This window comes from Stappia indica (assembly GCF_001696535.1).
Taxonomy (GTDB): domain Bacteria; phylum Pseudomonadota; class Alphaproteobacteria; order Rhizobiales; family Stappiaceae; genus Stappia; species Stappia indica.
This window is the reverse complement of the sequence record NZ_MBQE01000004.1, coordinates 632,467-645,869: the sequence shown is the minus strand read 5'-3', so window position 1 is coordinate 645,869 and position 13,403 is coordinate 632,467. Positions and strand designations below refer to the sequence as shown.

Here is a 13,403-nt window from a genome sequence, read left to right as displayed (position 1 = left end):
CCGGGTCTCAGGCCCGGGCGCTTGCCGTTTGCGCAAGGCGCTCCAGCGCGCCGAAGAGATCCGCCAGCGTGTCGATGACCACATCGGCGCCGAGATCCTCGGCCGCGACGCCGCCATAGCCGCCGCGCACCACGATCACCTTCATCCCCGCGGCCCGCGCGCTGTCGACATCCGCGCCGCTGTCGCCCACCATCACCGCCGTTGCCGGCGTCGCGCCGAGCTCTGCTGCCGCATGCAACAGCATCTCCGGCGCCGGCTTGCGGGTGGCGCAGGTGTCGCCGCCGACCACCACCGGCACCAGGTCCTCCAGGCCGAAATGCGCAACGATGGTCCGGGAAAAGCCTTCCGGCTTGTTGGTGACGACGGCAAGGCCGAGGCCGGCCCGCGCGCCCTCTTCCAGCGCCTCCACCGCGCCGGGCAGCAGCGTCGTGCGTCCCGTCAGGTTGTCGCCGTAGAACGCGTTCATCCGCGCCACCAGCGGCGCCAGCGCCTCGGCATCCAGCACCCGGCCACGCGCGGCCAGCGCCCGCTCCACCAGCTTGGGGATGCCGTGGCCGATCATCCGCCGCACCTCGTCGACCTCCAGCGGCGCGTGCCCCTCGCTGTCGAGCAGCTGGTTGGTCGCCGCCGCGATGTCGGGAACGCTGTCGACCAGCGTGCCGTCGAGATCGAAAAGCAGGGCCTTCAGCCCCGATGCATCCTGAATGCCCAAGGCACTCCTCCCTGTCGATTTCTTCAAGGTGCCGAGACAAGCACGAAGCGGCGACAGGGTCGAGAGCGCCGGCCTCCCCTCAACAGGAAAGACGGCAAACAAACGGCGCGGCGGAGGGAGGATCTCCGCCGCGCCGCCGTCTTGGGCGGACAGGATGCGCTCAGCGTCCCGCTGCACCGCTTTCGATGTAGCGGGTCAGAACCGGGCGCACGCCATCCGCCCACAGCGCGCCGAGGACGCGCGCAAAGGCATCGGCAAAGGGCTGCCTGCGGCCGAGATCGCCGAAGACGGGCGTGAAATCGAGGAAGGCCTGCGGCGTCTCGCGCGCCGCCAGCGCCCGCCGGGTCAGCTCGGCGGCGCGCTCGTCGACGATCTCGATGGCGCTGCCGTCCTCCGCCGTGCCGGCGCAATAGCGGCACCACAGCGCCACTTCCAGCGCCAGGCCGGCGAGGTCGGCATTCGCCTCCAGCCGCGCCTGCACGGTCGGCAGGATGAATTTCGGCTGCCGGTTCGACCCGTCGAGGCACAGGCGCGGGATTGTGTCGCCCACTTCAGGGTTGGAGAAGCGCGAGGCGATCAGGTCGAAATAGGCGGCGAAGTCGACGCCGGCGATCGGCGGCACCGTCGGGATGATCTCCGCATGGGCGAGCGTGCGCAGGAAGCCGGCGATCAGCGGGTCGGCCATCGCGTCATGGACGAAGTGGTAGCCGAGCAGCGCCGACGGATAGGCAATCGCCGCATGGCCGCCGTTGAGGATCCTGAGCTTCATCAGCTCGTAAGGGGCAACGTCCTCCACGAACTGGACGCCCACCTCCTCCAGCTGCGGACGGCCGGCGGGAAAGCGGTCCTCCATCACCCATTGGCGGAATGGCTCGCAGGCCACCGGCGCTGCATCCTCGATGCCGAAGCGCTCGCGCAGCAGGGCCTTCTCGCGCTCCGAGGTCGCCGGCGTGATGCAGTCGACCATGCTGCTGGGGAAGGCAACGTTTTCCGCCACCCACGCCGCGAAGTCGGGATCGCTCATCCGGGCAAGGCCCAGCACGGTGTTGCGGGCAACATGGCCGTTTTCCGGCAGGTTGTCGCAGGACATCACGGTGAAGGGCGCGGTGCCGGCGGCGCGGCGGCGGCGCAGCGCCTTCAGCAGGATGCCGAAGCTGGAGGCCGGCGCGTCGGGGTTCGCCGCGTCAGCGACCATCTCCGGATGGCCCGCATCGAAGCCGCCGGTGGTCGCGTCCACATAGTAGCCGCCCTCGGTGATCGTCATCGAGACGATGCGGATCTCGGGCCGCTCCAGCACGGCAACGATGGCGTCGGGATCCACTTCCGCAAAGTCAATCATCGCGCCGGTGACGCGGGCGGTCAGGCCGCCCGGATCCAGCTCCACCACGGTGGAGAGCCAGTCCTGCCCCTTCAGCCGGTCGCGCATCGCCGCGTCATAGGGCTTCACGCCGGCGCCGATCACCGCGAAGTCGCGGTCGAGCCCGCGGTTGAACAGCCGGTCGAGATACACGATCTGATGCGCGCGGTGGAAGTTGCCGACGCCCAGATGCACGATGCCGGCGCTCAGGTCCTTGCGGGCATAGGCCGGCACGTCCGCGCCGGTGATGTCGGGCAGGGTCGAAAGGGACAGGCTGGTGGTCGCTGAGGTCGCTGGGGTCGCTGTGGTCACGGGGGCCTCTGGGTCATGCTCTCTGGTGCCGGCGCGCGGGAGGGCGCGCGGCGCTGCGTGTTCGGTCATCGCTCGTCGTCTCGTCCGGCGCTGCGGCCCGGCTCAGCTCATCCAGTTGCCGCCGTCGACGTTGTAGGTCTGGGCCACGACGTAGTCGCTCTCCGGTCCGGCCAGGAAGATCGCCATGCCGGTCAGGTCCTCCGCCGTTCCCATTCGCCCGAAGGGCACGGCCGCCCCGACGAGGCGCTTCTTCTCGCCCGGCGCCCTGCCCTCGTATTTCGCGAAAAGCGCGTCCACCCCGTCCCAGTGCTCGCCGTCGACGACGCCGGGGGCGATGGCATTGACGTTGATGCCGTGGCGGATGAGGTCGAGCCCCGCCGACTGGGTCAGACTGATCACCGCCGCCTTGGTGGCGCAGTAGACGGCGACCAGCGGCTCGCCGCGCCGGCCGGCCTGGCTCGCCATGTTGATGATCTTGCCGCCGCGCCCGCGCGCGATCATCGCGCGCGCCACCGCCTGCATTGTGAACAGGCACCCGGCCACATTGACCGAGAACAGCCGGTCGAAGCTCTCGCGGGTGATCTCGACGATGGGCGCCATGTCGAACAGCGCGGCATTGTTGACCAGGATGTCGATGCCGCCGAGCGCCGCATCCGCCTGGGCGACCGCGCGCTCGATGGAGGCCTGGTCAGTGACGTCGAGCTGCACGGCAATCGCGCCGTTGCCGATGGCCTCGGCCGCCTGCTGCGCGCCGTCCAGGTTGATGTCGGCGATGGCGACCCTTGCGCCCTCGCGGGCATAGCTTTCCGCAAAGGCGCGGCCGATGCCGCGCGCCGCCCCGGTGATCAGGGCGCTGCGTCCTTCCAGCCGTCTCATCGCAGGGCCAGCCCCTTGTCGTCGAAGCGGTGCAGGTGCTCCAGGTTCGGCGTCAGCGAGACGGTGTCGCCGTGGCGGTAGCCAGCCTCGCCCGGCACGCGCACGGTCAGCGGGTCCTGCCCGTCCACATGCACATGCAGGAACGTGTCGGAGCCCAGATGCTCGGCAACGCCGACGCGGCCTTGCCAGCTGCCGCCCTCCTGCGCGATGGCCAGATGCTCGGGCCGGATGCCGATCGTGTGGGCGCCGTGCTTCGCCGCTTCCGCGCCGGTGATGAAGTTCATCTTCGGCGAGCCGATGAAGCCGGCGACGAAGAGGTTGGCCGGGCTGCGATAGAGTTCCAGCGGCGAGCCGACCTGCTCGATATGCCCGGCCCGCAGCACCACGATCTTGTCGGCCATGGTCATGGCCTCGACCTGGTCGTGGGTCACGTAGATCATCGTCGTCTTCAGCGACTGGTGCAGCTCGGAGATTTCCAGCCGCATGTTGACGCGCAAGGCCGCATCGAGGTTGGACAACGGCTCGTCGAACAGGAAGGCCTCCGGCTCGCGCACGATGGCGCGGCCGATGGCGACGCGCTGGCGCTGGCCGCCGGACAGCTGTGCCGGGCGCCGGTCGAGATAGTCGGTGAGGTTCAGCGTCTTCGCCGCCGCCAGCACCCGCCGCTCCTGCTCGGCCGGGTCCATCTTGGCCATCTTCAGCGGGAAGGCGATGTTCTTGCGCACGCTCATATGCGGATAGAGCGCGTAGGACTGGAACACCATCGCGAGGCCCCGGCGCGCCGGCGGCAGGTCGGTGGCGGGCGTGCCGTCGATCTCGATCTCGCCGGAGGTGACGTCCTCGAGCCCGGCGATCAGCCGGAGCAGGGTCGACTTGCCGCAGCCGGACGGGCCGACGAAGACGACGAACTCGCCATCCTCGATCTTGAGGTCCAGCGGCGGGATCACCTCCACGTCGCCGAAGGTCTTGGTCACCTTGGAAAGGGTAATCCTGCCCATCGTTCGGGTCCTTACTTGACTGCGCCGAAGGTGAGGCCGCGCACCAGCTGCTTCTGGCTGAACCAGCCGAGAATCAGGATCGGGGCGATGGCGAGCGTCGAGGCGGCGGAAAGCTTGGCGTAGAACAGCCCTTCGGGGCTCGAATAGCTGGCGATGAAGGCGGTCAGCGGCGCTGCCTTGGCCGCGGTCAGGTTCAGCGTCCAGAAGGCCTCGTTCCACGCCAGGATGATGTTCAGCAGCAGCGTCGAGGCGATGCCCGGCACCGCCATCGGCGTCAGCACGTGCACCACCTCGTCCCACAGCGAGGCCCCGTCCATGCGCGCCGCCTCCAGGATCTCGCCGGGGATCTCCTTGAAGTAGGTGAACAGCATCCAGACGATGATCGGCAGGTTGATCAGGGTCAGCACCACGATCAGGCCGATGCGCGTGTCGAGCAGGCCGAAGTCGCGGAACATCAGGTAGATCGGCACCAGCACGCCGACCGGCGGCAGCATCTTGGTGGAGAGCATCCACATCAGGATGTCCTTGGTGCGCTTGGCCGGAACGAAGGCCATCGACCACGCTGCCGGAATGGCGATCAGCAGGCCGAGCAGCGTCGAGCCGAGCGAGATGATCACCGAGTTCATGAAATGCAGGAAGTAGTCGGAGCGCGAATTGACCTCGACATAGTTCTCCAGCGTCCACTCGAAGGCGAGGAACGAGGGGGGCGAGGCAATCGCCTCGGCCTCCGTCTTGAAGCTGGTCAGGATCGTCCAGAGGATCGGGAAGAAGATCGCGAGCCCCACGCCCCAGGCGATGGCGGTGACGACGATCTTGCGGGCTCCGGTGGCTCGACGCGCCATGGTCAGGCCTCCAGGTTCTTGCCGATCATCCGCATCAGGAAGATCGCGACGATGTTGGCGAGGATCACGGCGACGATGCCGCCGGCGGAGCCGCCGCCCACGTCGAACTGCAGCAGCGACTGGGCGTAGACGAGATAGGTGATGTTGGTCGAGGCGTAGCCCGGCCCGCCATTGGTGGTCACCAGGATCTCGGCGAAGACCGACAGCAGGAAGATGGTCTGGATCAGGATCACCACGGTGATCGCCCGCGACATGTGCGGCAGCACGATGAAGCGGAAGCGGTCGAGCGCGCTCGCCCCGTCCATCTCCGCCGCCTCGAGCTGCTCCTTGTCGAGCGACTGCAGCGCGGTCAGCAGGATCAGGGTCGCGAAGGGCAGCCACTGCCAGGCGACGATCACGATGATCGACATCAGCGGGGCATGGGCGAGAAAGTCGAAGGGCGGCAGTCCGAGCGCCTTGGCCATGTGGGCGAATAGCCCGTTGACCGGGTTCATGAACATGTTCTTCCACACCAGCGCCGAGACGGTCGGCATGACGAAGAACGGCGCGATCACCAGCACGCGGACGATCCCCTGCCCCCACATCGGCTGATCGAGCAAAAGGGCGAGGCCGACGCCGCCGACGATGGTGATCGCCAGCACACCGCCGACCAGCAGCAGCGTGTTGATCAGCGCCTCCATGAAGGCGGGATCGGTCAGGAAGTACTCGTAATTGCCGAAGCCGATGAACTCCTCCATCCCCGGCATCAGCAGATTGTAGCTGAGGAAGGAGAAGTAGACCGTCATCGAGAGCGGGATGATCATCCAGCCGAGCAGCAGGATCACGGCCGGCGAGATCATCACGCGCGCGGCGGCACGCGAATGGGCGGTTGCCATCGGTTCAGCCCCGGGTCAGGTGGTCCTTGGGAAGGGCGGACCGGCCCGCGGATGCTGCGGGCCGGTCCTCGTCCTTGGCGCGGCTTACTTGATGTAGCCGGCGCGGCGCATGGTGCGCTCGGTCGTCTGCTGGGCGTTCTGCAGCGCCTGCTCGGCCGAGACCGTGCCGGCAAGGGCTGCGGAGAACTGCTGGCCGACGGCCGTGCCGATGCCCTGGAACTCGGGGATCGCCACGAACTGCACGCCGACATACGGCACCTCGTCGACCGTCGGCTTCTGCGGATCGGCGGCGTTGATGCTGTCCAGCGTCATCTTGGCAAAGGGCGCGGCTTCCAGGTAGTTCGCGTTCTCGTAGAGCGAGGTGCGCGTGCCCGGGGGCACGTTGGCCCAGCCTTCCTTCGAGGCGACCAGCTCCAGGTATTCCTTGGAGGTCGCCCAGGCGATGAACTTCTTGGCCGCTTCGGTCTTCTGCGAGCCGGCGGGAATCGCGAGGTTCCACGCCCACAGCCAGTTGCCGCGCTTGCCCAGGCCCTTGTCGGGCGCCAGCGCGAAGCCGACATGCTCGGCGACCTGACTGTCGTTCGGGTTGGTCACGAAGGACGCGGCGACGGTGGCGTCGATCCACATGCCGCACTTGCCGGTCTGGAACAGCGCCAGGTTCTCGTTGAAGCCGTTGCTGGACGCGCCCGGAGGACCGTAGTTGTTCATCAGGTCGAGATAGTCGGTCAGCGTCGCCTTCCAGGCCTCGCTGTCGAACTGCGGCTTCCAGTCCATGTCGAACCAGCGCGCGCCGTAGGAGTTGGCCATGGCGCTGAGGAAGGCCATGTTCTCGCCCCAGCCGGCCTTGCCGCGCAGGCAGATACCGTAGACCTCATTGCCCTTGTCGGTCATCGCCGCGGCGGCTTCCTTGATGAAGTCCCAGGTCGGGGCGTCCGGCATGGTCAGGCCGGCCTTCTCCATCAGGTCCTTGCGGTACATCACCATGGAGCTCTCGCCGTAGAACGGCGCGGCGTAGAGCTTGCCGTCGACGGTCAGGCCGCCGCGGATCGCCGGCAGCAGGTCGTCGACATCGTAATCGGCGCCGAGGTCGTCGAGCGCGACCAGCCAGCCCTGCTTCGCCCAGATCGGCGCCTCGTAGGTGCCGATGGTCATCACGTCGTACTGGCCGCCCTTGGTGGCGATGTCGGTGGTCACGCGCTGGCGCAGCACGTTCTCTTCCAGCGTCACCCACTCCAGCTCGATGTCCGGGTTCTTGGCGGCGAAATCGTCCGTCAGCTTCTGCATGCGGATCATGTCGCCGTTATTGACGGTGGCGATGGTCAGCTTCTCGGCCAGCGCCGGGGACACGGCAAGCGAAATGGCCGTCGCGCCCAGAAGGGCGCGGATGAATGTGGTCATGAAGTCCTCCCGGATGCCCTTGGGCATTTGCTATGATTGCGGGCAAATACTCACAAAAGAGGCAGATGCCGTCAAGCTGGCGCAGCGCACCGCGCGCCAAGATTCGTCGCTGCACCGCAAAAAAGCATTTCGGCTCAAAGGATTGGATCGCGCTTCCGCAGGGGCACGAAGCGCACGCGAAGCCGTTCGCGGGCTGCAACCCGCGCCCGCGTGCTCGTGATCCTGGCAGAAGAGGTGAGGATCTGACGCCGCCCTCAGCGCGCCAGCAGGCGCTCGGCGGTCAGCTCGTTGGTGATCAAGCCGTTCAGGAGCTCGCCGCGCAGCGCACCGAGAATCGCGTCCACCTTGGCCTCGCCGGCGGCGATGCCGATCACCGGCTTGTCGCGCGCCTTGCCGAGCGGAGCACTGGCGACGAGATCGTTGGTCAGGCCCTCGATCAGCTCGCCGTTGCGGTCATAGACCCAGCTGGTGATCTCGCCGATGGCGCCGGCCGCCGTCAGCGCCGACATCTCGTCGCGGCTGATGAAGCCGTCGACGAACAGCGGTGCGCTCTCGCCCATGTTGCCGACGCCGACGAAGGTCACGTCCGCGTCCTTGGCCAGTTCCAGGATGTTGTGCACCGGCTCCTGGTTGTGCAGCAGCGTGCGCTCGCGCTTCGACCGGGCGAAGACCGGCAGCGGCATGGGATAGTGGCGGGCGTTCACCCGGTCGGCCATGCGGATGATGACGTTGTAGGCGGAGGCCGACCCATCGGACATCATGTTGCCGAGCAGCGAGACGACCTTGTGCTGCGGGCAATCCATGGTCGGCAGCTGGTCGACCGAGGCACGCAGCGCACGGCCCGTGCCGAAGGCAATGATCTTCGGTTCGTTCGACTTCAGGTGCCGCTCCATCTCGCCGGCCGCCGCCTGGGCGATGCCGACGATGGAGGACGGCGTCGCCGGGTCGCTCGGCACCACCTCGCAGGAGCGCAGGCCGAAGCGGTCCGCCAGATTGCGGCCCAGCTCCATGCAGCGGGCGATCGGGTGGTCGAGCCGCACCTTGACCAGCCGCTCGGTCACGGCCAGCGAGACGAGGCGCTGCGCCGACTGGCGCGAGACGCCGAGCTTGCGGGCGATCTCGTCCTGGGTGTTGCCGGCGACATAGTAGAGCCACCCGGCCCGCGCCGCCTCGTCGAGGCGGCTCACATCCGCATCGCCCTTGCCCGCCATCGCCTCAGCTCCCCTGCCCGGCCGCGCGGCCGCCCGTATCCCGCGCCAGCTGCGGCGCCATCTCGAAAAACGTGTCCCACCGGTCGAAGACCGGCAGCGGCGGTTCGCCGGGCGCCGCGTCTTCCGCGTCCAGGTGGCTGCCGCCGATAAAGTGCCACACCGCCATCTGGGCCGCGCGCGCCGCTTCCAGGCCCGGCAGGCTGTCCTCGATGACGAGGCAGCGCTCCGGCGCGATACCGCACTCGGCCGCCGCATGCAGGAAGAGATCGGGCGCCGGCTTGCCGCGCGCCACCTGCGAGGCGGTGAACACGGCCTCGCCGAAATAGCTGTCGAGCCCGGCCAGCTGCAGCGACCGGCGCACCCGCGGCGGGCTGCTGCTGGTGGCAACGCACGCCCTCACCGCCAGCCGGTCCAGCACGTCGAACACGCCGGCGACCGGCTTCAGCTCCGCCTCGAAGGCGAGAAGCAGCCGCTCGCGATAGTCGCTCTCGAAGGTCGCAGGCAGCGCGATGCGGAAGTCGTCGCGGATGCTCTGGGCAACGCGCGGAAAGCTGCGGCCGAGGAAATGCGCCTTGAAATAGGCATGGTCCACCGCAACGCCCGCCTCCTCGAGCGCGGCCAGCAGCACCCGCTCGCTGATCGGCTCGCTGTCGACCAGCACGCCGTCGCAGTCGAAGATCACCAGCGCGATGTCGCGCCCGGCCAGCGGGCCATCCTGCGGGCCGGCCAGCATATCGGCAAGCCGGAGGGAAGAAGTGTCGGGCGTTTCCACGCGGCGCGGCATCCTTTTCGGCGGCCGCACCGGCGCGGCCCCTGCCTGTTCTTCCTGACGATGGCAGGCTTGCCAAGTCAAGTGCCGGCGGCTGCGAAAGCCGCCCGAGCGAATCCCAAATCCACCGGCAAGCCTTTGGAATACATCGCGATTTGCGATTTTGCCGCAAATATGCCACATTGCACGCCGTCGACCGGGGATGCGCTGCATGCCCGGTTCTGCCTTTTGGGGCGAGGATGAGGTCCGGTCCGTCCGGATCCCCCGGCCCCCTTTCGTTCGCCCGGGCCGTCCGGGCGGTCGCAACGAAGCTCGCACACCGGCTGCCGTCCGCTTCCTCCCGTGGACCATGGCAGATGTCGGGGCTTTTTGCCTGTGCGGGTGCGAGACTGGCCATCGCGCGATGTCGCCGGGAAACCGGCAGATGCCGCTCCTGTCACCTTCGGGTGCGGCCGCTCGCAAATACAATCCGACCGGGCCTGTAGGCCCGCAATAAAGCAGACATGTCCGGCAAGCGGCCTCGCCGCGGGCCAGCCTTGTCGCAACAACAGGGATAGAAGATGAGTGACCAGACAAGCGCCACCGGCATTCCCGAGCCGGAAGGTGCGTCCGACATCATCGAGACCGACTTCGAGATCGGTCAGCACAACCTGGAGGGGCAGCTCGGTCCCTTCGGCTTCGACATCCACAATCCGGTCTTCCTGATTTCCAGCCTGTCGATCGTCGCCTTCGTGCTCTACGCGCTGGTGGCACCGGAGCAGGCTGCCTCGTTCTTCGGCTGGCTGCGGCCTGCCCTGACCAGCACCTTCGACTGGTTCTTCATGAGCGCGGCCAATGTCTTCGTGGTGTTCTGCCTGTTCCTGATCGTCAGCCCGTGGGGCAGCGTCCGCCTCGGCGGCAAGGAGGCGAGCCCCGACTACAGCTATGCCGGCTGGTTCGCGATGCTGTTCGCTGCCGGCATGGGCATCGGCCTGATGTTCTTCGGCGTGCTCGAGCCCGTGTATCACATGGCCATCTCGTCGCCGCTCGGCGTGCCTTCGCCGTTCGCGGCCGACGGCTCGATCATCCCGGAGAACGTCGACGCGGCCAAGGAGATGGGCCTTGCGGCGACCATCTACCACTGGGGCCTGCACCCCTGGGCGATCTACGCCGTGGTGGCGCTGGCGCTGGCGCTGTTCAGCTTCAACAAGGGCCTGCCCCTGTCGATCCGCTCGGCCTTCTACCCGATCTTCGGCGAGCGGGTGTGGGGCTGGACCGGCCATGTCATCGACACGCTGGCCGTGTTCGCGACGCTGTTCGGCCTCGCCACCTCGCTCGGCCTCGGCGCCCAGCAGGCGAATGCGGGCCTGGAGCACATCTACGGCATTCCGAACACGATCACCGTGCAGGTGATCCTGATCATCGGCATCACCTCCATCGCGCTGGTCTCGGTGCTGCGCGGCCTCGACGGCGGCGTGAAGGTGCTGTCGGAGATCAACATGCTGATCGCCGCGGTGCTGCTGCTGTTCGTGCTGTTCGCCGGACCGACGGTTGCGATCCTCGGCGACTTCGTCACCGGCCTCGGCGCCTATGGTGCCGATCTGGTCGGCCTGTCGAACCCGATCGGCCGCACGGACGATGCCTATCGCCAGGGCTGGACGGCCTTCTACTGGGCGTGGTGGATCTCCTGGTCGCCCTTCGTCGGCATGTTCATCGCCCGCGTCAGCCGCGGCCGCACGGTGCGCGAGTTCATCACCTGCGTGCTGCTGATCCCCTCGCTGGTCTGCGTGCTGTGGATGGCCGTGTTCGGCGGCGTTGCCATCGACCAGGTCCTGTCCGACCCGGCGACCAGCGCGGTCAAGGCCAACGTGATCGACAGCTACAGCCCGGAACTGTCGCTGTTCGCGATGCTCGAGGGCCTGCCGCTCTCGTCCATCACCTCGACCATCGGCATCGTGCTGGTCATCGTGTTCTTCGTCACCTCGTCCGACTCCGGCTCGCTGGTGATCGACACGATCACCGCCGGCGGCAAGGTCGATGCGCCGGTGCCGCAGCGCGTGTTCTGGTGCACCTTCGAAGGACTGGTGGCCATCGTGCTGCTGATCGGCGGCGGCCTCGGCTCGCTTCAGGCCATGGTCATCTCGACCGGTCTTCCCTTCACGATCGTCCTGCTGCTCATGTGCGTGGCGATCTTCAAGGGTCTGCAGACCGAGGAGCGTTGACGCACTCGCGCCTCGCTTCTCGGGGCATAGGGGGAAAGGGCGCGGCCTTGACAGGCCGCGCCCCTTTTTTGTTCAACTGCGGAATCTCCCTCCAAACCTCAGCGAGCCTGCCAATGCCCTCCGCCGACCTTGCCGCGATCTATCGCGGCTACATCGACTGCCTCAACCGGCAGGCCTGGGACGAACTTCACCGATTTGTCGCCGACGACGTTCGCCGCAACGCGCGTCTGCTCGGCCTGTCCGGCTACCGGAATATGCTGGTCGAGGACTTTGAGGCGATCCCGGACCTTGCCTTCCACATCGAGCATCTGGTCTGCGACCCGCCGATGGTGGCGAGCCGTCTGCGCTTCGACTGCACGCCGGCCGGCATGCTTTTCGGCCTTCCGGTCAACGGCAGGCGGGTCCAGTTTACTGAGAACGTCTTCTACGAATTCGACGACGCCGGGCGCATCCGCAACGTCTGGTCGGTGATCGACACGGCAGCGGTGGCGGCCCAGATTGCAGATGCCGGCCGGGACTGATCCTCTCCTGCTCGCCGACCCCGCGCCCCGGCGGATACTGGATGCCTGCCTTCGCAGGCATGACAGCGGTGGAGGTGGCGAAGTCTCCCGCCTCACACCTGCGCAGAGCCCCCATCCTCCGCCCCGCTGCCTCATTTCCCGGCACGAAACGCCGTGTTTCGAACAGGATCGGACGAAAATTGATCTTGTCACACCGACTGCCGGCCCTCTAGCATCGCAAGGTGATGGTACCCGCGAGGCAAAGTCGGAACGCGGGTGAAAAGGGAACACGGCGAGGCGTACCCAACAGGGACCGAATCCGTGGCTGCCCCCGCAACTGTGAGCGGCGAGCGCTGTCCCGATGCCACTGGCCCTTCGGCCGGGAAGGCGGACAGGAGCAATGAACCGCGAGCCAGGAGACCTGCCATCAGCCGCGGCGCAAGCATTTCTTGCGCCTTTCCCATAGCTCCGCGCACGGTGGGTGCGCCAAGGAGGCTGATATGCATATCGAACCCGGCGTCGTCGACGGCGCCAAGATTCTACTCAGCGTTGCAACTGCCGTCGCATCCGTCGGCCTGATCGGCAAGATGTCGCTCGACACCATTCGCCGCGACGGAGGCTTTGCCGCCCTCGTGGTCCGCTCGGTGATCGCCACCGCGCTGGTCTTCTGCTTCTTCGAAGTGCTGCCGACCAAGCCGGTCGGCGTGTCCGAGGTTCACGTCATTCTCGGCTCGACGCTCTATCTCATGCTCGGCGCCGGTCCGGCCGGCATCGGCCTGGCGCTCGGCCTGCTGGTGCAGGGCGTGTTCTTCGCCCCGGCCGACCTGCCGCAATACGGCATGAACCTGACGACGCTGATCGTGCCGCTCTTCGCCATGAGCCTGCTGGCGCGCCGCATCATCCCGGCGAAGACCGCCTACAAGGACGTCAGCTACAAGCAGGCGCTGGCCCTGTCGACCAGCTACCAGGGCGGCATCGTCGCCTGGGTCGGCTTCTGGGCGCTCTATGGCGGCGGCCTCGGTGCCGAGAACCTCGCCAATGTCGGCAGCTTCGGCCTCGCCTACCTGACGGTGATCATCGTCGAGCCGCTGGTCGATCTGGCCGTGCTCGCCGGCGCCAAGCTGTTCGACAAGGCCCGCACCGGCCTCGTCTTCCAGCAGCGCCTCTACCACGCTGCCGCCTGACGGCATCTCTTCCCGGCCGCCTCGTGCGGCCGGTTTTCTTTCGGGTCCCGCCGCCCGCCACTCCGGCATCCGGCGGCGGGACCCGAACCGAACTGGCTGAAAGCTCACAGAGACAGAAACCTGACAGGACCCGAAGCACTGGCGCGACCCATTCCGGGGCGTCCTGAT

12 protein-coding genes and 1 riboswitch are annotated in these 13,403 nt (G+C 67.4%); of the genes, 3 read left to right on the top strand and 9 right to left on the bottom strand.

The genetic code is table 11. The features are described 5' to 3' along the window. Positions 1 to 7: 7 nt before the first annotated feature. The 9 genes from gph to BBX35_RS17115 form a co-directional block, all read right to left on the bottom strand. Complete coding sequence (gph, locus tag BBX35_RS17155) at positions 8 to 712, bottom strand: phosphoglycolate phosphatase (RefSeq protein ID WP_067222470.1); 705 nt, start codon at positions 710 to 712, stop codon at positions 8 to 10. 160 nt (positions 713 to 872) lie between these two features. Next, positions 873 to 2,381, bottom strand: a complete 1,509-nt coding sequence (locus tag BBX35_RS17150) for a mannitol dehydrogenase family protein (protein ID WP_244271649.1) — start codon at positions 2,379 to 2,381, stop codon at positions 873 to 875. A gap of 102 nt (positions 2,382 to 2,483) precedes the next feature. After that, positions 2,484 to 3,257, bottom strand: coding sequence for an L-iditol 2-dehydrogenase (locus tag BBX35_RS17145; protein WP_067222467.1), 774 nt, complete (start codon positions 3,255 to 3,257; stop codon positions 2,484 to 2,486). Further along, the gene (locus BBX35_RS17140; protein ID WP_067222466.1) at positions 3,254 to 4,255 is read right to left on the bottom strand and encodes an ABC transporter ATP-binding protein; all 1,002 of its coding nucleotides are present in this window, start codon (positions 4,253 to 4,255) and stop codon (positions 3,254 to 3,256) included. The genes BBX35_RS17145 and BBX35_RS17140 overlap by 4 nt, the downstream gene beginning before the upstream one ends. 11 nt (positions 4,256 to 4,266) lie before the next feature. Continuing rightward, positions 4,267 to 5,097, bottom strand: coding sequence for a carbohydrate ABC transporter permease (locus BBX35_RS17135; RefSeq protein WP_067222463.1), 831 nt, complete (start codon positions 5,095 to 5,097; stop codon positions 4,267 to 4,269). Positions 5,098 to 5,099: 2 nt separating this feature from the next. Continuing rightward, complete coding sequence (locus BBX35_RS17130) at positions 5,100 to 5,972, bottom strand: carbohydrate ABC transporter permease (RefSeq protein WP_067222461.1); 873 nt, start codon at positions 5,970 to 5,972, stop codon at positions 5,100 to 5,102. Between the two features lie 84 nt (positions 5,973 to 6,056). After that, positions 6,057 to 7,370: an ABC transporter substrate-binding protein gene (locus BBX35_RS17125; RefSeq protein ID WP_067222768.1), complete on the bottom strand. Its 1,314-nt coding sequence runs from the start codon at positions 7,368 to 7,370 to the stop codon at positions 6,057 to 6,059. 254 nt (positions 7,371 to 7,624) lie between these two features. Next, a complete protein-coding gene (locus BBX35_RS17120) occupies positions 7,625 to 8,581 on the bottom strand; it encodes a sugar-binding transcriptional regulator (protein ID WP_067222459.1) in 957 nt (318 codons plus the stop codon). Positions 8,582 to 8,585: 4 nt separating this feature from the next. Beyond that, a complete protein-coding gene (locus BBX35_RS17115; protein WP_208979863.1) occupies positions 8,586 to 9,353 on the bottom strand; it encodes an HAD family hydrolase in 768 nt (255 codons plus the stop codon). Positions 9,354 to 9,910: 557 nt separating this feature from the next. Here BBX35_RS17115 and BBX35_RS17110 point away from each other — a divergent pair. From BBX35_RS17110 to BBX35_RS17100, 3 genes are all read left to right on the top strand, one after another. Then, a complete protein-coding gene (locus BBX35_RS17110) occupies positions 9,911 to 11,551 on the top strand; it encodes a BCCT family transporter (protein ID WP_067222456.1) in 1,641 nt (546 codons plus the stop codon). Positions 11,552 to 11,664: 113 nt separating this feature from the next. After that, positions 11,665 to 12,072 (top strand): ester cyclase, encoded by a 408-nt coding sequence (locus BBX35_RS17105; RefSeq protein WP_067222454.1) that lies wholly within the window; start codon positions 11,665 to 11,667, stop codon positions 12,070 to 12,072. 207 nt (positions 12,073 to 12,279) lie between these two features. Beyond that, positions 12,280 to 12,494, top strand: a riboswitch (cobalamin riboswitch). A 57-nt stretch (positions 12,495 to 12,551) separates the two neighbouring features. Further along, positions 12,552 to 13,235, top strand: a complete 684-nt coding sequence (locus BBX35_RS17100) for an energy-coupling factor ABC transporter permease (RefSeq protein WP_067222452.1) — start codon at positions 12,552 to 12,554, stop codon at positions 13,233 to 13,235. Positions 13,236 to 13,403: the final 168 nt, after the last annotated feature.